Origin of the sequence: Lactococcus formosensis (assembly GCF_037892375.1) — a bacterium.
GTDB classification, from domain to species: domain Bacteria; phylum Bacillota; class Bacilli; order Lactobacillales; family Streptococcaceae; genus Lactococcus; species Lactococcus formosensis.
The window spans coordinates 1,241,189-1,266,507 of record NZ_CP141721.1 but is presented as its reverse complement, the minus strand read 5'-3'; the positions used below and the strand labels follow the sequence as shown (position 1 = coordinate 1,266,507).

Sequence of the window (25,319 nt, the reverse complement as noted above, 5' to 3'; positions counted from 1 at the left end):
TTTTAAAAATCGTCCCAATTGTCATCGTTTCTGCTGCGTGGATTATGCCCAAAATTCCATGGATTATGCGCATCTCGCATCTGACGTCGCATTTCTTTCCTCATTTTTGCTTCCATTTCTCTGCCCATATGATGCATCATTCGTGGATCAAAGCCTCCATGACGCATGCCACCACCAAAGCGGAAATCACATTCCTCATCAGCTGGATTAACTTCTTCAAGTTTTTCCAAAATGTGAATCAGTTGAACTTGTTCTTCTTCTGTAAGATTACCAAAAATGCCTTCTGATAAGTCATCTTGACTTTCTTTACGTTCAACTTGAGCTTGCTTGCCTTCTTCCGTCAGGAAAACACGGCTCACTCGCTTATCATTTTCGTCTGTGACACGTTTAACTAGGCCACGTTGCTCTAAACTCTTCACTTGAGCTGTTACGCTTGAAGGTCGGATATCCAAGATTTCGGCAATTTCAGCGTTGGTCAGTCCATCAGCCTTCCAGAGTTCAACCAGAAGCCCTTGTGCACCTGTACGTGATTTTTTTTCTCCGAGTCGACTTGTCATTCTTTCCATATGCAAAGCCATGAGAAGTTGAGGATTATGGAGTAGTTTTGAAAAGAGGTGTAATAATTTATTTGTTTCTGCTGACACAGTTATTCTCCTTGATATTTAGTTTAGCTGATATATAAGCTAACAAAATACATTTTAATACTTTTATTTCGTTTTGTCAATATAAAAACTAACGACTCTTAATAGTCGTTAGTTCCTAAGTCCATTTGATAAAGCTTACGGAAGTCTTCATTGTGTTCAAGAAGGTATCCCGGTTGATCATCAAGCTTGATTTTACCTTTTTCTAAAAAGATAACACGATCCATGTGTTGTACACCCAACAGATGGTAAGTGATAAAGATAATCGTTTTGTCTTTTAAGCGCTCAAAGAAGAGACGCAACAGTTGGTTTTCGGTAATCGGATCTAGCGAAACCGTCGGTTCATCCAAGATAACCATATCAACATCGGACAGCAAAATACGTGCTAAGGCTAAACGCTGACGTTCCCCCCCTGAGAAACGTAGTCCTGCTTCATCCACGACCTCGTTGAGTTGATTAGGCAGGGAAGCTACCATTTTTTTCAAGCCTACAAGCTCTAAAGCATTCCAAATTTCTTCGTCACTGGCATCAAGCCGAGCCAAGCTAAGATTGGAACGGATGCTGGCATTGAAAATATATGGGCTTTGGTTAATGACACCAATCTTTTCTTCAACATTATTGGCATAAGCTGGTGCAATTCCAGACAAATCCAAAGTCCCTTGCTGTGCAATAAGATCCCCACGGATAAGGCTTGCTAAGGTTGATTTACCTACTCCTGAGCGACCTAAAATCGCGACATGCTCTCCTTTTTTGATATGGAGATTTAAGTCATCAAAGATAAGCTTGTCATCAAAAGCAAAACTTAAGTTAGAAATTTGTAAGTCTGTCTCCGTAATCGTTTCTTGTCGCACCTCTTCCTTAACATCAGGTAAATCATTGAGACGCTGAACAGAGTCACCATACCGTTGTGTCTCAACAACAGCGTCAGACAAAGGTGCAAAGGCATCAAACAAAGGAAAGGCAGCTAAAGAAACAGCGGCAATGTAGTTCGGTGCATCTCCCGCATTTAAGGTTGAACCTGACCAAACAATCAGATAGACCACAAGTAAAGCAAAGATGAGCTGCAACACAAGGTTACGTTTCCGTACATAGCTCAACAGTTTTTCCTGAATTTGACGTGCTGCTTTTTCTGAGGTTTGATAATCAAGCAAGAAATCTTCCTTTCTCCCTGATAAAACCCAGTCTTGCAAGCCTAAAACATCATCTGTCAAGTTAGAAAAGAGTTGGTTGCGATAGTTTTTCAAATCACGGTCATATTTCGCCGATACTTTGAGTGACACGTAAGGAAGCACGATAACCATCAGGCCTAAGAAAAAGGCAACTACAAGAGCTAAGGTTATCGAGAAGACGCCTGAAGCGATGATGAGAGCTACAGATAAAGAGCCAACAATCATCAAAGGGAAAAGAGTCCTCAAGAACAAGTCCTGAATATTTGCAATATCTTCATTAAGCAAGCCGAGAAGGTCACCTAACTTGTAGCGTTCAGACAGACCAATCGCTGATTTTTCCAATCTGAGGTAAAGCTTGCGCCGAAGGTTACTGGTAATACGTAAAATCCAGTTGTGGGATGTTAAGCGTTCAATATAACGCACCACAGGCCGTGAAATACCAAAGACACGAACCATCAGAACAGGCACATAGATAATCAAAATGTTTTCGGGTTTAGTTGCTGATTTTGAAATCACATAGCCCGCTGAAAACATAAGCAGGCCAGCGCAAAACATCGTTATTGTCCCTAAAATAATTGCAAGAATCATTCCGAAACGATATTTACGCAGGAAAGGTGTGATCCAATCATTATTGAAAAGAATCTTCTTCATTTTTTCTCCATTGTTTTTACAATCATGCTGTTTAACCTCTCATCTCACGCAAGAGCTCTTGATAGTATGTATTAGTCGTTAAGAGTTCTTTATGTGAACCTGCAGCTTCGAGCTTACCTTCATTGAGGACGAGAATTAAGTCCATCTGAGGCAACCAGTGCAAGCGGTAAGTCGCCAAAAAGACGAGCTTGTCCTCAAAGAGTGGCATAATGTTTTCCTTTATCTCCAGTTCCGTTTCTACATCTAGGTGCGCCGTTGGCTCGTCAAGGAAAAGGATATTTCTTTCTTGCGAGAGGAATGCTCGTGTGAGTGCCACACGTTGCATTTGCCCACCAGATAAGGTACGGCCTCCTGCACCAATATTTGCATCCAGCCCGATTTCTTCTAGCAAGTTTTTCAAACCGGCAAGTTCAGCTGCATGAGCGATTGCTTCATCTGTAGCATCTGGCTGATAAAAGGCTAAGTTAGCGCGTAATGTTCCTGCAAAGATATAAGTATTTTGAGGGATAAATTGCAAAGACTGGCGGAAGTTTTCATCGTTAAGTGATGTCAACTGATATTCATTGAGCTGAATCTCTCCAGCACTTGGCATAAGAAACCCTGACAGCATACTTAGCAATGTCGATTTACCTGAACCCGATTCACCGACGATGGCTACCTTGGTAAAGCCTTGCAACTCTAGATTAATGTCCGAAACACCACGTCCAGTATCAAAAACTTTGCTCAAATTATGAAGTTTCAGCTGTGACTCTTCTGTCCAACGGATAGGCTCAGGAAGAACATTTGTCAAATGATCTTCTGTTTTCAGCACTTCGTTAACACTGGTATAAGCATTTTTACCATTTAGCGTTGCGTGATAGTCCGAGGCAAAGTCACGCAAAGGCAAGAAATACTCTGGAGCCAAAATCAAAGCAGCCAAGGCTGGGAACAAGAGAATTGCACCGTTCATCAAGCGAAGACCTAAAAACAAAGCTACTGTAGCAACAGACAAGGTTGCAAAGAAATCCAGTGCAAAAGTTGAGAGAATCGCAACACGTAACGTAGCCATTGTTGCTTTACGGAAACGTTCTGACGTTTGATAAATAGAATTGGCATATGTTTTTGATAGGCCAAAATATTTTAAGGTCGAAATCCCGCGGAGCGAATCTAAGAAGTGATTGGATAAAAGTTGGAAGCTCTTATACTGTCTTTCTGCCTGCCCTTGTGCAGCATAACCCAGTAAAATCATGAAGATTATGGCAAAGGGAAAGGCAATCGCCAACACAATCGCTGTCTGTAGATCCAAAAAGGCAATCGCAATCAGCAAAAGAATTGGAATTATCATCATGTTCAAGACTTTAGAAAGTACCAACTTGATATAAGTTTCGACCTCATCAATGCCGGAAATAACTGTCGATGTCAGATTACCTGTTCCCATTTCACGTGTGACAGACGGCCCAAGTTTAAAAGCTTTTTCAAGAATCTGCCCACGCATATCTGCTGCCAAATGGTAAGACACCTTATCAAGCATATATTGACGTAAAAAGTTTACGACTTCTCGTCCAAAAAAGCTTAGAAAAAAGCCAACAATGTAGATCAAAACCTGCATGATCTCTTGACCTTGCCATAGGCCTGTTATTGCTTGCGACAGAAATAAAGCCTGTCCTAAAATACAAAGCGCTTGAAGTAGGGCGAGCCCTCCAAGAGCGGGAAGAATCTTACGTACTCCTGGAAGAGTAAATAGAGTTCTGTCAATCATTTTTTTATTACCTATTCTTATTCATATGATAACTTTTATTATAACAAAATATGAGTATCAAGCCTTTGAAACTGCTTATAATTTCACGCTTTTATTCGCTTTTGTCTAATAAAAAATTCCTTTAAAAAAGGAATTTTAGAATCAATTATTCACTGATACGTTTTCTGAAAATGTAGTAAGTCCACGCCATATAAGCAAGCACAAATGGCAAGATTGCTATTGTGATGTAGGACATAGTCGTCAAGGTATAGTGTGTTGAGCTTGCATCCTTAATCAAGATGCTATAAGCTGGATTTTCAGCAATCATTACACGTGGGAACAACCCTTGGAAAAGTAAAGCAACCAATGCAAGGAAAGTCAAACCAGAAGATAAGAAGGCTGACATTTCACGTTTCTTAGCAACCGAAACATGTGCAAACACAGTCAAGAGAACGATAACAGCTAACAACCCAATTGTTAAAGCTGCATGTTTTTCAATAAAGTCTGTTTTCATAGCAATCAAGAGAGCAAAGACAACTTCCCCTGCATAAAGCACAAAGTAAAGTTTGTTTGCAAGGTCATTCGCCCGTTTGCGCATATTTCCTTCTGTCTTCAAAGCAATGTAGTTCAAGCCGTGCAAGAAGCTCATCAAAGCTACTGCAACACCACCAACAAGTGAAAGTGGGTTTACGTATGTTGTGAAGCTGGCATAGATATTACCGCGTGCATCCATTGGAACACCTTGAATCATGCTGGTAAACATCAGACCGAACAAGAAAGGAATAAAGAAGCTTGTCACTCCTAAAATAATTTCCCAGCCACGCTCTACTTTTTCTGATTCGCTACGGTAACGGAACTCAAAGGTTACCCCACGTAAAATCAAGCAGGCGAGAATTAACAACAAGATGTTGTAATAACCAGAGAAAAGGGAAGCATACCAATAAGGGAAGCTGGCAAACATAGCACCGCCGGCTGTCAAGAGCCATACTTCGTTCATATCCCAGAAAGGACCGATTGTAGCAATTGCTTGGTTGACCTCACGTTTATTACGTGCCAAGGCCAAAACGCTCATTCCTACACCAAAGTCGAAGCCTTCGAGGAAGAAGAATCCCCCAAAGAGCACTGCAATTAAGATAAACCAAAATAATTGTAATCCGCTCATTTCAAAGCCTCCTCTTCTTTTTCTTCTGATTTAGAATGCTTGTCCTTACCAAGATTATGGCTGCTGAACGGATCTAAATCAACATAAGCTGTTTCTGCCTTATGTGCACTGTCACGCATAATACGGCGTGTCAAGATAATCATGATAGTACCTAAAACACAGAAAAGAAGGAAATAAACGATATTTGAGAAGAGCAAGCTTCCCACTGAAACGTTTGGTAAGACAGAATCTTTGATTGTAAAGAGTCCATATACAGTCCATGGATAACGGCCCAACTCAGTGACCAACCAACCTGAAGTGATAGCAAGGAATGGCAAGAACATTGACCAGCCGTAAAGACGCATCATTCCAGGTTTTTCATACATCCAAGGTTTCTTACGGCGTGTCCAGAAGAGGCCGAGAGCTGAAATCAGCATAAAGTACATGCTCAATCCAGCCATAATACGGAATGTATAGAAGAGGACTGTAACTGGTGGATAGTAATTCAGATGATCTCCATATTTAGCTTCCAGTTCCTTGTTGATTTGATTCATCCCTTCAACTGAACCTGAAGGACGGTGGTATGTCAAGATTGACAGCACGTACGGTATGCGCACACCGAAAACGGACTTGTGATCAGCTTCGTTAAAGAATGCAATCATGTCCCAAGCTGCTGGGTCCTCTGTTGTTTCATAAACACCCTCTGTCGCTGAGAATTTCATCGGTTGCGTGTTTTTAACTTCCAACATTTGTTGGTCACCAGCTACAAAGTTCCCCATCGCACCAATCAAGGCCACCAAGAGTCCTAAACGCAATGCAGGTTTGAAGAAATCAACTTCACGTTTTTTGAGGATTTGGAATGCAGAAATACCAGCAACTGCAAATCCACCTGTCAAGAACGAACCTGTAATAACATGGGTAAATTCTAAGGTTGTTTGTGGGTTTGTCAATAAAGCTGAGAAACTGGTCAATGTTGCACGACCATCAATAACTTCATAGCCCACTGGATTTTGCATGAAGCTGTTCGCTGCCAAAATCCAAAGTGAAGAAAGCCAAGTGCCGACCATAACTAAGCCAAGTGCCGCCAAGTGCAACTTTTTGCCTATACGGTCCCAACCAAACATCCAAACACCCAAGAACGTTGATTCCATAAAGAATGCAAGCAGTGCTTCTACAGCAAGTGGTGCTCCAAAGATATCACCGACAAATCGTGAATAGTCTGACCAGTTCATCCCAAATTGGAATTCCTGAATAATACCAGTCACGACTCCGACGGCAAAAGATAATAGCATGATTGCACCAAAGAATTTGGTACGTGTTTTCCATTTCTCATCGCCCGTTTTAACATACAATGCTTCCATAATAAAGGTCATCAATGTTAACCCTATCGAAAGGGGAACAAAGAAAAAGTGGAAGATTGTGGTCATGCCAAACTGGAAACGCGCGAGAGTTTCAATTGTCAACATAAAGCCTCCTATTGCTCGAATAAAGGTAAAAGTACACAATTTTCGAGACTAACAAAAAATTAATTACAATTCATTGTAACACTATGAAAGCGTATCGAAAAGAAATTTGTTTATAAATTTTAAATTTTGATACATTTATTATACAGCTTCTTCTTTGGTGTTCAACTTGACACAAAAAAACACTGTTTTTTAAGGACAGTGTTTCTTTTTAAACCATATTTTTTATCCTAATAATCTTGAAATCCTGTCCTGATTTTGCTGGAAGGATAAATTCATCAAGACACTCTCTCAATAGCTCAACAAAAGAAAGTTTTTGTAGAAAATGAATGTCTTCAAATGTTAGTTTGACTGCTTCATCTGTAGGATTAATAACATAGATAAAAGCTTCGTAGTCCGTGTATCGCAGAATTCCCAGGATATTTCCTTGGAAAAATGTAGTAAATTTCCCCTGAGTGAGCGTCTTTTCTGAATGCCGTTTGACAATCCACTGACGATACAAACCATAAGTCGGCTCATGGATATTATTCCACGGGAAATATTTCCTATTTTTTGGGTCTTTACGACCTGTTAGTCCTGCTTCATCACCATAATAGATACAAGGTACTCCTGGGAGGCTAAAGAGCATTCCCACAGCAAGATCATTTGCTTCGTCACCAACCATCGTCAAGATACGTTCAGTGTCGTGTGTGCCAAGGTTGTTAAAATTATTGTAAAAAATATCATGAGGATAGTTTTCACTCAAAACCAGCATTTGATAAGCAAGGTCCTGAGCTGTTTTCGTCATTGTAAGGTAAGCAATGATCAAATCACGAAACGGATAATTCATCACGGCTTGTAAACTCTTACCCAAAATATAGTTACGCCGCTGACCATAGGAAATCTTATTAGAGGCATCTTCCCACACTTCGCCGATAAGAATCGTCTCTGGATAGCGGGATAAATTTTTGCGGATGCCACGAATAAAACTGTCCGGAAGTTCATCCGCCACATCCAAACGCCAGCCATCTATGCCAAACTGATTCCACTTGGCTAAGACCGAATGTGTATCCCCATAGATAAAATCCCGAAATGAAGGATTGTCTTTATCCACTTCTGGAAGATCTTTAATCCCCCACCATGATTTATAATTCATCGGATATTCTGTAAATTTAAACCAATCCATGTAACGACTGTCCGGATTTTTAGCTGCACCTACATCGCTTCCATATTGACCCGAGAGATTAAAATAGCGCGAATCCTTACCCACATGGGAAAAAACACCATCCAAAACGATACGCATATTTTCTGTGTGAAGAACGTTCACTAATTCTTGAAAATCTTCTTCTGTGCCTAGCATGCTGTCTATTTGCAGATAATCATTGGTATCGTAGCGATGATTACTGGTTGCTGAAAAAATAGGATTGAGATAAAGTGCGGTAATGCCCAGTTCTTTCAGGTAAGGTATCTTTTCGATAATACCACGAATATTCCCACCAAAGAAATCCCACCGTACAACGTCACCTGCTTCATCCTTGACATAAAGCGGCGTATCTTCTTTTGTCGCATAAATGAAGGAATTAGGTTTGGGATGATTGATTTTACCATCTGGATTGCCATTATGAAAACGATCTGGAAATATTTGATAAAAGACGGCTTCCCGATACCATGCTGGAGCGACATCCCTCATGGAAAAAATCGTTGCTTGATAGGGGCGTACATCATTTTCATTCATATAAAGTACACCTTCACCACCAAGGCCGCTACAGCCATAATAAAACTTTTTAATGCCCCAATCCGTTGGTTCACTGATTTCAAAATAATAGTAGTAAAGCCCTTGTCCAACATCGAACTTGACGGAAGCACTAAAAATTCCTCCCTCTAACTTTTGCATATCAAACTCCGAGCGGGCACCGAAGTCACGTCGAATGATAAACTTGATAGTAACATTTTCCTTGTCGGTTTTCAGATTGACCTTCATGATTTGTCCCACTTGAATTGCCCCGAAAGGTTGTTTGAAGTCTGCATCCCAAGAGTTATAGTAGTACATTGTCAGTCTCCTCTCAATTGCATATGCTCTATGTGTAAAAAAGGAAAGAGTAACTTCTTTCCTTTTTACTGGCACAATTTTATGTTTTTACTCATTTTTTTCTTTGACAAACCAAATCTCTTCGGCATATTGTCGTATCGTACGGTCAGACGAGAAAATTCCAGAAGTTGCAATATTCATCAAACTTGCTTGTGCCCAAGCTTTGGGATTACGATAGAGTGTTTCAAGATCTTTCTGGGCACGGACATAGTCATTAAAATCGCGCAGTAGGAAATATTCATCATTGAAGGCTGTAAGTGAGTCAAATATTTCAGGGCCTTCATTTGTAATATTAGGAATGGTTCCATCAACGAAGGCATTGAGGATACGATGCACAATAGGGTTTTGTTCGTAAATATCACGCGCATTGTAATTGCCATTTTTGTAGTACTCATAAACTTTATCCTTGGTTAGCCCAAAGATGAAGATATTTTCATCACCACAAGCTTCCTTAATCTCAATATTTGCCCCGTCTAAGGTCGCCATTGTAAGTGCACCGTTGAGCATAAATTTCATATTTGAAGTGCCCGAGGCTTCTTTTGAAGCCAGTGAGATTTGTTCTCCTACATCTGCTGCTGGAATGATACTTTCAGCAAGACTTACATTATAGTTTTCCATAAAGATCACTTTGATTCGGTCCTTAACCACTGGGTCTGAATTAATCATATCAGCAATTTCATTGATGGCTTTGATAATGCTTTTAGCATAATGATAACCAGGCGCAGCTTTAGCACCAAAAATAAAGACACGTGGAACCATTTCTATGTGCGGCTGATCTTTGATATCAAAATAGAGTTTCAAGATGTGAAGTAAATTTAAAAGTTGACGTTTATAAGCATGCAGCCGCTTGACCTGTACATCAAAAATTGCATCAGGATTTACTTCAATACCATTTTTTTCCTTAATCAAGAGAGCTAAGGCTTTTTTGTTTTGAAACTTGACCGCTAAAAGTTCTTTCAGCGTTGCTTCATCTTCATAAAAAGCCTTTAACGCCTCGAGTTCCTTCAAATCATGACGCCACGCTTTGCCAATCTTTTCATCAATCAGGTTTGACAAGCCTTCATTGGCGATTTGAAGCCATCTTCGATCTGCTATACCATTGGTTTTATTATTGAAACGCTCTGGGTATAATTGGTAAAAGTCATGTAACTCCACATCTTTAAGAATATCCGAATGAAGTTGGGCTACCCCATTTGTCGAGTGCGAACCAATGATTGCTAAGCTCGCCATATGAATCTGACCATCTTTCACAATACTTGTTTTTTGTACCACTTCTGCACCTACAAGAGGCGTCAATTCCTCTGTACGACGGTTGTCAATTTCCTTGATAATCTGATAAATCCTCGGCAAGAGCATTTGTACCATCTCTTCAGGCCACTTTTCTAAGGCTTCCGATAATATAGTATGATTGGTATAACTCATCACTTTAACGGTAATGTCCCAAGCTTGTGTCCATGACAGACCATTCTCATCGAGGAGAAGACGCATGAACTCCGGCACACAAAGTGCGGGGTGCGTATCATTGATGTGCACTGCAATATAGTTTGCAATCTGTATCAGTGGGGCATCATTATTAGCCTTGTAGTGTCGGATGATTCTTTGAAGTCCAGCTGATACAAAAAAATATTCCTGTTTAAGGCGAAGCAGGCGGCCATCATAGTTAGAATCATCAGGATATAGCTCAGCTGAAAGCATTGAAGTTTGGTTCATGTATTCCATGTTTTGGAACTTCACATCCAGATCTTGAGGCACTTCAGAATGCCACAGACACATATTATTTACGCGTGTATTTTCAAAACCAACCATGGGCGTATCATAAGGTACCGCTAACACACGCTCTTGATTACGATAACGTGGGGTGAGATGGCCTGCCTCGTCTTCTTCTAACCAAGCTTGACCACCAAAAGTAACTTCGATGGCCTTATCTGCACGTCTTACCTCCCAAGGATTCACATTATTAAGCCATGAATCTGGTAGTTCAACTTGGTAACCATCAATTATTTTTTGTTTGAAGAGGCCATAACGGTAGCGTATCCCATTACCATTCACTGGAAAACCTGTAGAAGCTGCCGAATCCATAAAACAGCTTGCCAAACGGCCCAAACCACCATTACCAATAGCCATATCTGGTTCTATTTGGGCGACCTTTTCCAAATCAATGCCCAGATCTGCTAAACCGTCGCGAACTGTCGCTAAAATACCAAGATTAAGAAGATTGCTTTTCAGCATTTTTCCAGGCAAAAATTCTATGGAAAAATAATAGGTCTGCTTCTGTTGCACTTTATCTTTATACTGATTATCAGCTTGCCAAATTTGTGTATAATAGTGCTTCACAACAGAGGATAAGGTTGCAAAGGTTTCTGTGACCCCCGCCTTACTTACATCAGTAGCAAACTTGGACGTCAGCCTTTTTTCAAAGTCTTTTTTAAATTGCGTTTTTGAAAGCTTCAATATATCTTACTCCGCTTTTGTTTTCTATTCCTACTTTGAGGAAAGGATTTCTGAGAGACAAACAAGCTTTCTTTAAATTAGCTCTTGATAAAGGTGAATGTACTGCTCAGCTTTTGTCTTCCATGAAAAGTCTTGCTTCATCGCACGAATTCTCAATTTATGAATAATATCTGGTTCACTCGCATATAGATTTAAAGCTTGATTAATGGTATTCACTAAAACTTGACCTGTAAAATCCACAAAGCCAAACCCTGTTCCTTCGGTTGTATAAGGATTATAAGGTTGAACTGTATCTTTGAGCCCACCAATTTCATGGACTATGGGCAGAGTACCGTAACGCATGGCAATCATTTGCGAAAGGCCACAAGGTTCAAACGCTGAGGGCATCAGGAAGAAATCACTCGCTGCATAGATTTCCTGAGCGAGCTTCAAGTCAAAGCTAATGATTGCCGCACATTTTTCAGGATATTTTTCTGAAAAGTGGCGGAAACCTTGCTCAATATCCGTATAGCCTGTCCCTAATAGAACAACTTGTACATCTTGACTCAAAATGTCATCCATGCGTTCTAAAACGAGGTTAAAACCTTTTTGAGTAGTTAAGCGACTGACAATACCTATCAAAGGCTTATCTGCAGCTACAGGAAGACCTACACGTTCTTGTAAGGCCTGTTTCATTTTCGCTTTGCCCTCCAAGTCAGAGCTTGAAAAATGATGTTCAATCCATTTATCTGTGGCTGGATTATAAACGTCATAGTCAATTCCGTTGACAATACCCACAAGTTTATCAGAGACATATCTTAAAATCGGGTCTAAACCACAGCCAAACTCAGGTGTTTGAATTTCCTGAGCATAGGTTGGTGAAACTGTATTGACACGATCCGCATAGAGGATCCCTGTTTTGAGGCTATTAAGCATATCATTATGACGTACAACGCCTTCATGATAACGCTCCATTCCCATACCAAAAAGTTCTGACAAAGCTGAACCTTGCATAATCCCCTGGAACTCAATATTGTGGATAGTCAATACCGTTTTTATATCGCGATAAGCATTGATCCACTGATATTTTTCCTTCAGGAGGAAAGGCAGCATAGCTGTATGACAATCATTGACATGAAGAATATCGGGAACAAAAGCTAACCGTTCCATCAGCTGCGCAATAGCAAGACAGAAAAAGGCCCATCGCTCTCCATCATCACCATAACCATAAATTTCATCACGACCAAAATAATTTTCATTATCTAGGAAATAATAAGTGACATTATCCTGAACTAAACGCTTTACGCCGACATATTCGTGACGCCATCCGACATTAACATAGTCCCAAAATTCATCTTTCATGTGAGCTTTATAGTGCTCAGCGATACCGTATTTGTAGTAAGGCAAGATGACCGCGACCTGCATATCGGGATTCTTGGCAAGTTCTTTAGGAAGAGCACCTGTGACATCTCCTAAACCACCTGTCTTAAAAAATGGCGCACACTCACTTGATGCAAATAATACTTTCATGCTTTCTCCTTATTCATCCTATGATTTTTGACTTCTCTTGCCCCTAAAGAAGACTATTTTTGAATAACGTCTTCCCTCACCACTGTATATTTCGGAATAACCACAGGATGCTCTGATGTACCTTCAACTTTCACACCACTTTCAATAATTACATGCTTGTCAACAATCGCATAGGCCACTTTTGCCCCACTTCTAATTTCACTATCGGTAAAGATCATCGCCTTTTCGACTGAGGCATTTTTTTCAATTTTTGAACGACGTGAGATTAAAGAATCTGATACCTTGCCTTCGATAACACATCCTGAACTCAGTTGACTGTTTGTGACATTACTCTCCCGTGAAAAGTAAGTTGGAACTTCATTGTTCATTTTCGTCCGTACAGGATGATTCCCATAGAGCAAAGCAGTAAAATTACTTGGTTCAAGCATCAGCATATTGGCATCGTAGTAAGACTTGATGCTCTTGATATTGCTCATGCAACCTGTGTATTCGTAAGTATTAATATCAAATTCCACTAAATATTTACGTAATAGGCGTGAACTAGAAGCATACTCCCCCTCTTCTTGCATTCTTTGCAAAAAAGCAATCAGCCATTCTGTATCAACAATAAACATATTTAAACTGAGCGCTTCTTTCTCTTGAACATCCGTAAGCTGAGAGAGGAAGCTGCTTGAGGCTTTATTATCTTTGTCAAAGCGAATAATGGTATCCGAAGCTTCTGCTACATCTGGTGAAACTTTTTTATAGACCGCAGTAATTGGCTTTTCAGAAGCTTTGTGAATTTTTAAAACTGCTGCTAAGTCAACATTACAGATAAATTTACTGTCCAGCAAAACCGTATAAGCTGCTTTCGCTTTCCGCAAAAAATTAATCTGCTGATTAAAATAAGGCTGTCCTTGCTCTTTAAGGCGCTGAAAATCTTGCTGGATATAGATAAAATAGCGATTTTTAAAACTATCAAGCCCCCACTCGCTTCCTGCGCCCATATGATCGAAGATAGACTGTGTCTCTCCTTGGTTTGCCGTCATAAAGATGGAGCTGACCTGAGCATTGGCTAAAGAAGATAAAGGAAAATCAATCAGGCGATATTTACATTCAAAGGGTAATGTCGCAATCGGACGTTGATCAGTAAGAGGAGAGAGTTCTTCATTACGTGTGACATTCGACAAGATTGCACAAATTTTATTTTCAGTCTTCATTTTCTTCCCCTCTTACTTCTCCGTGGCCAATAACAGCAATATCACCTGGTTTTCCGATTATTTCTACATTGTCCCCAATTTTAGCTTTTTCTCCAAGAATGGCATATTGGATGGTGACATTTTTTCCGATATATGCGCCAGACATGACAAAACTTTTTTCGATTTTACTTCCCTCTTGAACATGGACATTCTGGGATAAGATCGTATCGGTCACTTCTCCGTCCACGTAACAACCATCTCCAATCAAGGCAGCTTTTACATTGGCATTTCTCGTTAGATATTGTGGTGCTGAGTTGTCATTGCGAGAATAAATTCGCCATTCCTTATCCTTTATATCTAGTTCATTTCCAAGATTGAGGAATTCCATACTGGATTCATGCAGACTATCAATCGTTCCCACATCTTTCCAATAGCCTTTAAAACGGTAAGCAAAGACATTTTCACCAGAGTCAATATAGGCAGGGATGACATTGCTACCAAAATCTTCCATATCCACGCCTTTAGCATAACCTGTCACCAAAACATCACGGAGTCGCTTCCAGTTGAAGATATAAATCCCCATCGATGCAAGATTGGATTTTGGTTCTGCTGGCTTTTCTTCAAATTCAATAATACGGTCATTATCGTCTGTATTCATAATACCGAAACGACTGGCCTCTTCCATAGGTACTTCCATGACTGAAACCGTCAAGCTTGCTTCATTTTCCTTGTGGCTCGTTAGCATTGCTTCATAATCCATCTTATAAATGTGATCTCCTGATAGTACTAAGATGTATTCTGGGTCTTTTTTGTCAATGTAAGCCATATTTTGATAAATAGCATGTGCGGTCCCTTCAAAGTACTTGCTTCCTTCTGTTGAGGAATAAGGTTGTAGAATTGTTACATCACTATTTACACCATTTAACCCCCAAGGTGCCCCGTTTCCGATATGCTCATTAAGTACCAAAGGTTCGTATTGGGTAATTACTCCTACATTTTTAACATTTGAATTGACACAGTTAGATAAGGCAAAATCGATAATTCGGTAACGTCCGCCAAACGGTACAGCTGGCTTTGCGACATCCTTCGTCAGCTTACCAAGACGCGTGCCTTGCCCACCGGCAAGTATTAGACCAAGCATTTCTATTCCCATAATAGACCTCCACTTTATATGCATCATTAGAAATTTTTAATTAACTTAATGTAATTTTATATGATTAAAATATAAAAGTCAAATGTTTTTAATGTAAAACTCATTTTACTGCTATTCTTACATTAAAAAACACATTAACCCCTGATTTATCATAGTTTCTTTAAAACTTTCCATGCAAAAACCTTTACTAAAATTTTTATTTAAAAGAATTAAAAATAAAATTTTTCTCATTTAACCTCGATACTCTACATGGCTTTTTTACAAAAATTTCACAACGTTATAAATTATAAAATTCTGAAAATTCACAATAAAAAAATTTAACCTCTCTACTCTATTAAAACTGTTTTTACTTTATTGTACTCTCATATACCTTCATTATAGTATTTTACTATAAAATTTGCTAATATTAATTTTAAATATCAATAAAAGACACAGAAACGTAAATTTTCTGTGTCTTTTATTTTTATTTTTTGATTAGATTAGTCAACATACCATTAATAAATTTACTTGATTTTTCATCACTGAAATCTTTAGCAAGTTCGATAGATTCATTGATTGCAACCAAATCTGGCGTTTCAGTAAAGAGAATCTCATAAGCACCTAAACGAAGCAAGGCTTGCTCCACTGTTGTTAAGCGCGAGAAAGTCCAGCCTTTTGCCAAATGCTCAGATAAGGCAGCATCAAGAACATTTTGTTTCTCTAAGATGCCATCGACCAATTCTGTAAAATAAGCCGGTGCTTCTACGGGTTCATCTGTGTCGTTATCATAATTTAAGGCAAAAGTTTTGGCTTGAACTAAGATATCTTTAGAAGCCGTAGTAAATTTTGGCTCAGTCATCGCCAAAATTTCGGCAACTTCATTTTGAACAGTCAAAGGTTTGAAGAGCTCAACCGTAATTTTCTCACGAACACTTACGTGAACGTCAGAGAAAATGCGGTTAAAAACTTCTAATTTTTGCTCTGGTGTCTCTGACCGGAAACTTGCACGTAAGAAATCACGAACACGAACCGCAATATTTTCTTCTTCAAGCTCAATATTGAAAAGACGTACCAAGTTCAGATTCATAAAGACATCTTTGTACAAATCAATAGCTTCTTGATCCGTCATACGTTTTGTATAACCACCAAAATCACGAATAAAACTCAAAGCTTTGTAGACAGCAGTTTTTTCACGGTTTGGAATATCTAAAATTTCATAAATCTTATCAATTTCTTTTAATGGTTTTGTGAAAAAGCGTGGAAAATCACGTACTGTGATACGTTCATCTTTATAGGCAACATCAAAACGAATAGGTTTTGCCAACTCACGATTAATCTTTTCAACATTATTTTTAAACTCTGTCAAAACTGTTTCTGACATTGCTTTTCTGATTTCGTATTCAAAAAGTGTTTGCACAGTGCGCTGACGAATGCTATGTTGCGTTAGCTTGTTAGGCATCAAAGAAACCCTCATCAAACAAATCGTCAAAGCTTGGTTTTGGTAATTTTTCAGGAACGATACCCACCACGTGGATGTTCACATCATCAATTACGATTTCTGTTGCTTGTTCAACTGCTTCTTTCACTTCTTTTTGAATGTTCATGGCTACTTGTGGTACGTTGATACCGAAAGCCAAGTAAACATAGATATTGACAACAACTTTGTCGTTTTTACTTTCGATATAAACGCCACGGCCTTCTGATTTTTTGCCGAGGCTATCTGAAAAGTGCTTGTTACGCAATGCATAAACACCATCGATTTTTGCAGTTGTGATACCGATAATTACTTCAAGAACTTCTGGTGCAATAACAATTTCACCAAGTTCTTCAGTATGAACAGTTGTATCTGCCATATTTCTCTCCTCTATCTTTTCTTTTGTTTCTCCGTGGAGCAGGGCTTTTATAACACCTCAACTTGTGTGAGCGCTAGCCAAAACGGCTTATGCACGTTTAAGGTATTCACCTGTTTGTGTATTGATTTCAAGTTTTGTTCCTGCTTCGACAAAGTCAGGGACATTGACAACCAAGCCAGTTTCCATTGTTGCTGGTTTACCTGACCCTGTTACTGTTGCACCTTTGATAGAAGGTTGAGTTTCAGCGACTTCAAGGACAACAGTAGTTGGCAATTGAAGTCCGATTACTTCTGTACCGTAAAATTGGATTTTTACATCTGTATTTTCAAGGACATAAAGCAATTCTTCTTTAACTTGTTCAACAGGAATTTCATATTGATCATATGTTTCGTTGTTCATGAAGAAAGCTGTATCATCCATTTGGTAAAGATATTGTGCAGCTACTGTATCAATCACAGCTTGTTCAAATTTGTCTTCTGGACGGTATGTGTCGTCAAATGTAGAGCCTGAACGCACATCACGCAATTTCATACGCATGATTGTGTTACCTTTACCTGGTTTGTGGTGACTTGCTTCCATAACACGGAGGAGTTTGTCTCCGTTCAAAAATGTCATTCCGGCTTTGAGGTCTTTTGCTGCTACCATAATTATATATATCTCCTAGTGAATATTCTATTTACCGCCCAAAGAGGCAGCTTTTAACAATTCATTTTAGCACAAATTTACCCTTTTTTCAAATGTCTGTTTATTTCTTTCAGAGAAACTTTAAAGCATATGAAGCTCTTAATGTAAGAGTTTAAATTAAAGAATGAGAAGTTCTTTCGGCGATTGGGTCAGTACCTGACAGCCCTCCTCAGTAATAAGTAAATCGTCTTCTATCCGTACACCACCAAAGTCAGGAATATAGATACCTGGTTCGTCGGTAACAACCATATTAGACTTGAGTTCGCCTTTTGCTTTAGCACCAAAATAAGGAATTTCATGCACATCTAAACCTAAACCATGACCAATCCCATGTGTGAAGTATTCCCCATATGAGGCCGCTTCAATGATATCACGTGGCACTTTGTCAAAGTCAGCAAGAGACATGCCCGCTTTTGCTTTTGTAATTAGAGTTTCATTTGCTTGGCGTACTGTATGATAGATTTCACGCATCTTCGGACTTGCTTCACCAACAAAGACTGTTCTTGTCATGTCACTCGCATAATGATTGTAGTAACATCCGAAGTCTATCGTTACAGGATCTCCAAACTCAATCATTTTATGGGTTGCTACTCCATGTGGTAAACTGCTGCGTTTTCCTGAAGCAACGATTGTGTCAAAAGAGATGCCACTTGCACCCATTTCTCGCATTTTGAAGTCAAGAAAATTAGCGACTTCTATTTCTGTTCTGCCTGGCTCGATATATCTCAATACAGCTTCAAATGCCTTATCCGCAATTTGACAAGCTTTCTTAATTGTGGCGATTTCATCCGCATCTTTGATTTGGCGCAACTCAGCTACAAAGTTTGTCGTAGGAACAAGCTTTGCCTTCTTTAATTTTTCCGCTAATACACGATAAAATGCAAAATCAACTGTATCTTCAAAAGCAATAGTTTGAAGGTCTTCAGCAAGGGCAGCAATTTCAGATAAGGCATCACGTGTCTGGATGATTTCAAAACCGGTAATCACTTGACGTGCAATTCCAATATAACGGTCATCCGTCATAAAGTAGGAATGCTCTGCTGTCATGAAAATCGTGCCAGCTGTACCCGAAAAACCTGTCAGATAGTAGATATTTTTCATATCAGTAAGGATTAAGCCATCTAAATTTTCTCGCGCTATTTTTTCTTTTAAGTTACTGATTCTCATTGATTTCTCCTTTTAATTGGGATGTTTTCTTCTATTATAACAAAGTCTGAACTATAATATTGAATCTTTATCTAGAGAAAAAAGAACTCCTAAAAGCAGAAGTTCTTTCCTTTATTCTGATTCTGCCAACAAATTTTTGGCATCCGTAAGCGTCTCAATAAAACGGTCTGCTTGCTCTTGATTAATACCGAAATAGTTATCCTTAACCGCCCAAACAGTGGCTCCAGCCGCCTTACCAGCCATAATACCATAATGCGAATCTTCAATAATCAGGGTTTCTGAAGGTTCTACACCAAGCTTTTCCATAGCAGCCAGATAAATAGCTGGATTAGGTTTAGACTGCTCAAACTCGTCCTGTCCTGACAAGAAAAACTCAAAATACTGTCGTAAATCATGCGTATCCAAGACTTCAGCAATCTCATGACGACGAGAACTTGAAGCTACGGCCATTTTATACCCCTTTTCTGAAAAGGTCTTCAAGGCGTCCGTAACACCAGGTAAAAGTAGCTCCTTATAAGGAATCGGAAATTGTGCATCGTAATCTAAGAAATCTTGGTGCACTTGCGCTGCACGCGCCTCTGTAAACTCATCACGTAATACTTTGGGCCACATGTCTTTCAAAACACTGCCGACAAAATCTTTTGGTGTTAAATGGCTGGCATCAATACCACTTTCAACGAAAAAGTTATCCAAAACCTTAGAGTGAAAACGTTCTGAATCTACCAAAACACCGTCCATATCAAATACAATTGCTTTAAATTTCATAGCTTTATTATAGCATAAGTAAGCGGTTATTTTTTTATATTGAGATGTAATATATGAGGTATTGCTTATCTTGTTTTTTATTTAGATATACTGAAATCACTTAGATTACTGCGCACCATCACTCCTCAGCCTTCCCATCAGAACCAAGCACTTGAATTTTTTGTTTCACAAGTTCTTTGACTGCTTGTTTAGCTGCGGAGTTGTATTTTTTCGGATCTACGACTTTTTCATCTTCGGAGATGTAGGATTTGATAGCATTTGTGAAAACAGCGCGAAGTTCAGTGGCATAGTTAACCTTAGCAATGCCCATAGCAACAGCTCTTGCAACATCTTCGTCAGGGATACCTGATGTGCCGTGAAGCACCGATGGCACATCACCGGTTTTCGCTTTGACAGCCTCTAAGACGTCATATTGTAACTTTGGCTCTGCTTTGTAAAAGCCGTGTGAGTTGCCGATACCGATAGCTAAAAAGTCAACATTTGTAGCTTTGACAAATTTTTCAGCTTCTTCTGGATCGGTAAAAGCTACTGTCTCTGCATTATTACCATCTTCTTTGCCACCAACGATACCAAGTTCAGCTTCTACTGGAATACCCATCGAGTGTGCCATCTTGACCACTTCTTCGGTTATTGCGACATTTTCTTCAAATGGTTTTTTCGAAGCATCAATCATCACCGAAGTATAACCTGTACGCAAGCAACGCGCCACACGTTCAAAATCATCCCCATGATCAAGGTGCATCACTACAGGTACTGAGACCTTGTCTGCTGCTGCTTTAACCATGTGGTAGAACATTTCTGGTGGTGTCGTATTGAGCGTGCCCGAAGTTGTTTGGACAATGACGGGGGCATTCATCTCTTGCGCTGCTTCTACAATCGCTTCTGCCATTTCCATATTTTCTGCGTTAAAGGCACCAATGGCATAGCCATTTTTAAATGCCTTTTCTATCATTTCTTTACTTTTTACAAGTACCATTTTTTCTCCTCTTCACGTCTTTGTTTTATATTTTCTCTACTTTGAGTTGGTCAAACAAAGCTTGATAATTTGTCCGATTAATATGTCCTGTCTTCGCCTCCTGCGCATTGAGCATGCCGCATACATTAGCACCTTTCAAGGTATTCTCAACCGTTTCATTCTGGCTTATCCCATAAACAAGTCCTGCAACAGTCGCATCGCCGGATCCGACAGGATTTACTACATCTATTTTAGGGATTTTTACACGATAAAATTCATCTGAAACTTTAGCAAATGCGCCTTCTTTTCCAAGAGAAACCACAATCCACTCAATACCGTCAAAAAGCCTATCCTGTAAACTTTCTTTGATATTTTCTAAGGTGACTTCTTTCCCTAACAAATCCGTCAACTCTTCCAAGTTGGGTTTGATTACACTTGGCTTATGTGGGTTTTTAAGCACTGCTTCAAGTGCGCTTCCCGAACAATCCAAAACTACTGTTTTCTCCTGCTTGTTGGCAATTGCGATAAGCTCAGAATAGAAAGTTTCCTGTAAGCCATCAGGCAGAGAACCTGAAATGGCAATTGCTTCAACTTCAGCTAACATTGCTTTAAAATTGTCAATAAACTCTTCGGCTTCTTCCCTTAAAATCCGTGGCCCTTTTTCTAAAATCTCGGTCTGTTGTCCTTCGTGTAAAATCGCAATACAGTTACGTGTCTTTCCAGAAATCTTAGTAAATCGACTATCAATGCCTTCACTTTTTAAGTTCTCGACAATCTCGGCACCTAAGATATCGTCAGCAAATCCTGTTGCCAAGACATCTGCACCTAGATCTTTTAGCACACGTGATACATTAAGCCCTTTACCACCAGCCGTTTTACCAACCTGTGCCACACGATTGACCGTATTTAAGTGAAAGGCTTCCAATGGATAAGAAATATCGATAGCAGGATTGAGTGTGACTGTTAAAATACTCATGGTTTACTGCTCTCCTATTTTTCCAGAGGATGGATAATCACACCTTTTACGACACGGTTCACTGTGCCTGATGCTGAAGGTGTATCAGGCGTGTTTTTCACCAAAATTGAAGCATTCAAGGCAATGACATGAGCAAATGCAAATGCTGGGAAGACAAGATAGGCTTCTTTGAGCTCTGGCGCTTCTTTATACGTAAAACCTTCAGTAAGATTTTGCCCGATGACGACTGTTCGATGAGCAATTGCATCACCGGAAACCTCCTTGTAGAGATCCAAGTCATATTGACGTGTATAAGCGTTATTGGCAGCAAAGACGAAAACGACAGTATTTTCATTTATGAAAGATTTAGGTCCATGACGGAAGCCCATCGAGCTGTCAAACATGGTTGCTATTTTTCCTGCTGTTAATTCCAAAACCTTGAGTTGAGCTTCACGTACAAAACCTGAAAGTGTACTTGAGCCCACGTAAACCATACGATCGGTATCGTCATTTAGAAAACTTACAATTTCCGTTTCTCGCTGAAAAACATCTGTAGCCAAATCCGCGGCAATGCTGACCTGTTTTTCTTTATCCGAAAGTTCTTCTGTTGAGAAAATAAGTGTTGATAAAAGCGTCATTGAACTGCATGAGCCCGTCATTGCAAAACCTTTATCGTTAGACTCATCTGGCAAGATACAAGTCAAAGCATTTTCCATGGTGAGAGCTTGCTGAGCGAGCTTGCCTTCTTTGGCACAAGTGATGACCAACTGATAACTGTCTTGGACTAGCTCTTCGACAATATTGACTGCTGCGACAGATTCAGGCGAGTTTCCGCTGCGTGCAAATGAAACCAACAAGGTCGGTGTATTCTGCTCCAAAGTAGCTTGTGGAGCTGCTACGATATCTGTTGTACCAATTGATTCAAAACGGAAATGTTCCGTATCTCCCAGCTCAATTAAACTTTTAAGTACGGTGTCCCCCACATACTGCGAGCTACCTGCCCCAGTGAAAATTACTCGGATAAAGCCATGTTTTTCGATAAGTTTTGCTAAGAAAGCATCAATTTCTGTTTTTCTTTCTGCGTATTCTGAGAAAACCTTGCGCCATAAGTCTGGCTGCCCTAAAGTTTCTTTAACGGTAATAGCCGCACCTAGTTCTTTGAGTCGTTCTTCTGGTAATTGAAGCATATTATTCCCTCGATTTCTATTTTTTCTTTAAGCTTATGGTATCTATTATAAGGTGATAACCATAGGAAAATTTTCCAAATGGCACTTTACCAAAACGGAAATTTTTCCTGATTTCAAGGGAAGAATCACTTAGGTCATATCATGGAAAACCGAAATCTGTAGCACGCTGCCTAAGTCTGACCATCCTTTCACGGATTTTGCTTGACTCTTATGCTCTAAGAAAAAAAGAAATATAAAAAAAGTAAGTGTCTTTGTCCCACACTTACTTTTTTTATATTTACGGCCAGATTGAAGGCCAGATACCTATTCCTGAGCCAAGGATGCCAAGGCAGAGGAGTAAAAGGATACAACGGATAGGTGTCCATTTGTGCTTCTGCATGAGATAGAACAAAAGTAAAGTTAATCCCAGCGGCAACATTGATGGCAAGATACCATCTAAGATGGATTGAATATTAATTTCAGCTTCACCATTTGGAATGACAATGTTTACTGAAGTAGCTCCCATAGCTGAAGTCAATGCTCCCACTACGAAAATACCAAGGATAGAAGCTGCTCGTGTAAATTCTTTTGCATTAGCAGTCATGATGCTGATAGCATCTGTTCCTTTTCGGTAAGACCAATGCATCAGGAAGTAACGCAAGCCGAACTGCACAGCATTGAAAATAAAGAGGAAGATGAACGGTGCTGCGATATTTCCCGCAATCGCCATATTGGCTGTTATCCCTGCCGTAATTGGTACAAGCGTGAACCAGAAGAGTGCATCACCAATCCCTCCAAGTGGTCCCATCGCTGCAACACGAACGGCACGTATCGTTTGAATATCTGTTTTATTTTGCTCAAGTGAAAGCACGATCCCCATTACAAAGTTAACCAAAAATGGGTGTGTGTTGAAAAACTCTAAATTGTGCGCCATGGAAGCTGAAAGGTCTTTTTTGTCCGTGTGGATTTTTTCTAATCCGGGCAAGATCGAGTAGAGCCATCCACCGGCTTGCATCCGTTCATAGTTAAAAGATGCTTGGAGGTAAACGGAGCGCCAAACCATTTTGTTGAGTGTTTTTTTATCAAGTTGTGGTGCTGGCGTTTGGTTAGAATAATTATCAGGAATATTAAATACCATCTTCATAATCTCCTTCACTAGCTGGTGCTGCAGCTGCTGCTGCTTTGAGTTTTGTATTCATTTGGAAATCCCAGTAGGCGAATGCAAAACCAATGACGGCGAGTAAAAGTAATGCTGGACCTTTGAGCGCTTCAATACCGGTAACAATAACAGCAAGCACGAAGCCTAGGAAGTAGAATCCCCAAAGTTCTTTTGAAACCATAACTTTAATCAAGATTGCAAAACCGACATAACGCATCATATTCCCAGATGCACCGAGTCCACTCATAAGCCAGGCTGGAATAGCATTTACTACTGTATCGCCAAAGGCTTTCCCTCCAATAAAGAAGAGAGTTACAACAATACCAAAGATTGTTCCAAGTGCACACATCGCTAACCAGTTAATTTTCGCGATTCCGGCTGGGTTTGCTTCTTCTGCATATTTATCCGCGACACCCATCACCGGTGCCATAATTGTGAAGATTAAGGTTACACCATATTGACCCAGCAATGAGAATGGGATAGCTGTAGCAACGGCGGCAGCGGGTTGCAGACCAAGCGTGATAGCCAAGACTGTTGCCATAATACCGCCGATAACCGCATTTGGTGGTTGAGCCCCACCGACCGGCATATTACCAATAGTCATCAGTTGATAAGTACCACCAACAATCAAACCGGTTTGAACATCACCGAGAATAAGACCGATGACCAAACCGGTAACGATCGGTTGGTACAAAGATTGAAGTAAACTAAATTGGTCAATAGCAACGACAAAAGTCACTGCAAAGATCAAAATAATCTGAAAAATGGAAGCATCCATAAATTTTTCTCCTTATATTTTTTGTTGGATTTTAACTAAAAAATTGGGAGCCTATAATATCAAAACGAGAAAAATAAATTCACTTGACAATAAATACTCTATTTTCTAGCAAAATCCTCTTGTTACCTAAATTAGAAATGTACCACGAGTATCATTTGAAGAGCTTATCCAATGGCTCTACTGCTGTCGTCGGCACGCGCTGTATCTCAAGCTCAACACCAAGTTCTTTCAGTTTCTTAAATGCTGCCACATCATCATCATCCACAGCAATAACAGTTGCGACTTGTCGTTTTCCTTCTGACATGTGCATATTACCGATATTCACTTTTTTAATGGGCACGCCACCTTCAACAAGACGTAACACATCTTGAGGATTTTCACAGATAATAAAAATCAATTGGCGATCAGCAGCTTTACTAATAATGTCAATCGTTTTTTGGAGACTAAAGTAGCGAGTCGCAACTCCAGTTGGTGCGGCCATATCCATCAATGCTTGACGCTGTGGATTACTTGCCACATCATCATTTGCGACAAGCAAAAGGTTGGAGCCGACAAAGCTGTTCCACTGTGTGGCAACTTGACCGTGAATCAAGCGATTATCAATACGAGTAAGTAAAATATTTGGCATAATAATGACCTTTCTTAATAGAGAATAGGAACCTGTTTGTTCGTATTCAAATTTTATTTAATACCCTAGAAACTAGGAAAATGAACGTT

The 25,319-nt window shown here is 39.7% G+C and carries 21 protein-coding genes; all 21 read right to left on the bottom strand.

Annotation, left to right across the window (positions count from 1 at the left end; genetic code table 11):
• Nucleotides 1-2: 2 nt before the first annotated feature.
• The 21 genes from VNN39_RS06230 to agaV all read right to left on the bottom strand — a co-directional run bounded on the left by VNN39_RS06230 (nt 3) and on the right by agaV (nt 25,230).
• The gene (locus tag VNN39_RS06230) at nt 3-644 is read right to left on the bottom strand and encodes a MarR family winged helix-turn-helix transcriptional regulator (protein WP_165714106.1); all 642 of its coding nucleotides are present in this window, start codon (nt 642-644) and stop codon (nt 3-5) included.
• A gap of 98 nt (nt 645-742) precedes the next feature.
• Nucleotides 743-2,461, bottom strand: coding sequence for a thiol reductant ABC exporter subunit CydC (cydC, locus tag VNN39_RS06225; protein WP_339006966.1), 1,719 nt, complete (start codon nt 2,459-2,461; stop codon nt 743-745).
• 31 nt (nt 2,462-2,492) lie between these two features.
• Entirely contained in the window at nt 2,493-4,199 is a 1,707-nt protein-coding gene (cydD, locus tag VNN39_RS06220) for a thiol reductant ABC exporter subunit CydD (protein ID WP_338997079.1), read from the bottom strand.
• Nucleotides 4,200-4,344: 145 nt separating this feature from the next.
• Complete coding sequence (gene cydB, locus VNN39_RS06215) at nt 4,345-5,340, bottom strand: cytochrome d ubiquinol oxidase subunit II (protein ID WP_339006964.1); 996 nt, start codon at nt 5,338-5,340, stop codon at nt 4,345-4,347.
• Nucleotides 5,337-6,785, bottom strand: a complete 1,449-nt coding sequence (locus VNN39_RS06210; RefSeq protein WP_338997077.1) for a cytochrome ubiquinol oxidase subunit I — start codon at nt 6,783-6,785, stop codon at nt 5,337-5,339. Before VNN39_RS06210 ends, cydB begins: the two co-directional genes overlap by 4 nt.
• 208 nt (nt 6,786-6,993) lie before the next feature.
• Complete coding sequence (locus VNN39_RS06205; protein ID WP_338997076.1) at nt 6,994-8,811, bottom strand: glycoside hydrolase family 13 protein; 1,818 nt, start codon at nt 8,809-8,811, stop codon at nt 6,994-6,996.
• Nucleotides 8,812-8,898: 87 nt separating this feature from the next.
• Nucleotides 8,899-11,301 (bottom strand): glycogen/starch/alpha-glucan phosphorylase, encoded by a 2,403-nt coding sequence (locus tag VNN39_RS06200; RefSeq protein ID WP_338997074.1) that lies wholly within the window; start codon nt 11,299-11,301, stop codon nt 8,899-8,901.
• A gap of 72 nt (nt 11,302-11,373) precedes the next feature.
• Nucleotides 11,374-12,810 (bottom strand): glycogen synthase GlgA, encoded by a 1,437-nt coding sequence (gene glgA / locus VNN39_RS06195; RefSeq protein WP_339006962.1) that lies wholly within the window; start codon nt 12,808-12,810, stop codon nt 11,374-11,376.
• 53 nt (nt 12,811-12,863) lie between these two features.
• A complete protein-coding gene (glgD, locus tag VNN39_RS06190) occupies nt 12,864-14,009 on the bottom strand; it encodes a glucose-1-phosphate adenylyltransferase subunit GlgD (RefSeq protein ID WP_338997071.1) in 1,146 nt (381 codons plus the stop codon).
• Nucleotides 13,999-15,141, bottom strand: a complete 1,143-nt coding sequence (locus VNN39_RS06185) for a glucose-1-phosphate adenylyltransferase (protein WP_014025188.1) — start codon at nt 15,139-15,141, stop codon at nt 13,999-14,001. Before VNN39_RS06185 ends, glgD begins: the two co-directional genes overlap by 11 nt.
• Nucleotides 15,142-15,604: 463 nt before the next feature.
• Entirely contained in the window at nt 15,605-16,579 is a 975-nt protein-coding gene (gene nusB, locus VNN39_RS06180; protein WP_017368582.1) for a transcription antitermination factor NusB, read from the bottom strand.
• Nucleotides 16,572-16,973, bottom strand: a complete 402-nt coding sequence (locus tag VNN39_RS06175; protein WP_165712410.1) for an Asp23/Gls24 family envelope stress response protein — start codon at nt 16,971-16,973, stop codon at nt 16,572-16,574. Before VNN39_RS06175 ends, nusB begins: the two co-directional genes overlap by 8 nt.
• A gap of 87 nt (nt 16,974-17,060) precedes the next feature.
• Nucleotides 17,061-17,618 carry an elongation factor P gene (gene efp, locus VNN39_RS06170; protein WP_003132984.1) on the bottom strand — a complete coding sequence of 186 codons (558 nt, stop codon included), beginning with the start codon at nt 17,616-17,618 and terminating at the stop codon, nt 17,061-17,063.
• A gap of 156 nt (nt 17,619-17,774) precedes the next feature.
• A complete protein-coding gene (locus VNN39_RS06165; protein WP_165714100.1) occupies nt 17,775-18,824 on the bottom strand; it encodes a M24 family metallopeptidase in 1,050 nt (349 codons plus the stop codon).
• 111 nt (nt 18,825-18,935) lie between these two features.
• Nucleotides 18,936-19,589: an HAD family hydrolase gene (locus tag VNN39_RS06160; RefSeq protein WP_086583169.1), complete on the bottom strand. Its 654-nt coding sequence runs from the start codon at nt 19,587-19,589 to the stop codon at nt 18,936-18,938.
• A 118-nt stretch (nt 19,590-19,707) separates the two neighbouring features.
• Complete coding sequence (locus tag VNN39_RS06155) at nt 19,708-20,565, bottom strand: class II fructose-bisphosphate aldolase (RefSeq protein ID WP_338997068.1); 858 nt, start codon at nt 20,563-20,565, stop codon at nt 19,708-19,710.
• Nucleotides 20,566-20,590: 25 nt separating this feature from the next.
• Entirely contained in the window at nt 20,591-21,520 is a 930-nt protein-coding gene (gene lacC / locus VNN39_RS06150) for a tagatose-6-phosphate kinase (protein WP_338997066.1), read from the bottom strand.
• Between the two features lie 14 nt (nt 21,521-21,534).
• A complete protein-coding gene (locus VNN39_RS06145; protein ID WP_338997064.1) occupies nt 21,535-22,686 on the bottom strand; it encodes an SIS domain-containing protein in 1,152 nt (383 codons plus the stop codon).
• Nucleotides 22,687-22,963: 277 nt separating this feature from the next.
• Nucleotides 22,964-23,803 carry a PTS system mannose/fructose/sorbose family transporter subunit IID gene (locus tag VNN39_RS06140; RefSeq protein ID WP_014025198.1) on the bottom strand — a complete coding sequence of 280 codons (840 nt, stop codon included), beginning with the start codon at nt 23,801-23,803 and terminating at the stop codon, nt 22,964-22,966.
• The gene (locus VNN39_RS06135; protein WP_017368572.1) at nt 23,793-24,602 is read right to left on the bottom strand and encodes a PTS mannose/fructose/sorbose/N-acetylgalactosamine transporter subunit IIC; all 810 of its coding nucleotides are present in this window, start codon (nt 24,600-24,602) and stop codon (nt 23,793-23,795) included. The genes VNN39_RS06140 and VNN39_RS06135 overlap by 11 nt, the downstream gene beginning before the upstream one ends.
• A gap of 151 nt (nt 24,603-24,753) precedes the next feature.
• Nucleotides 24,754-25,230, bottom strand: a complete 477-nt coding sequence (gene agaV, locus VNN39_RS06130) for a PTS N-acetylgalactosamine transporter subunit IIB (protein ID WP_165714856.1) — start codon at nt 25,228-25,230, stop codon at nt 24,754-24,756.
• Between the last annotated feature and the right edge of the window lie 89 nt (nt 25,231-25,319).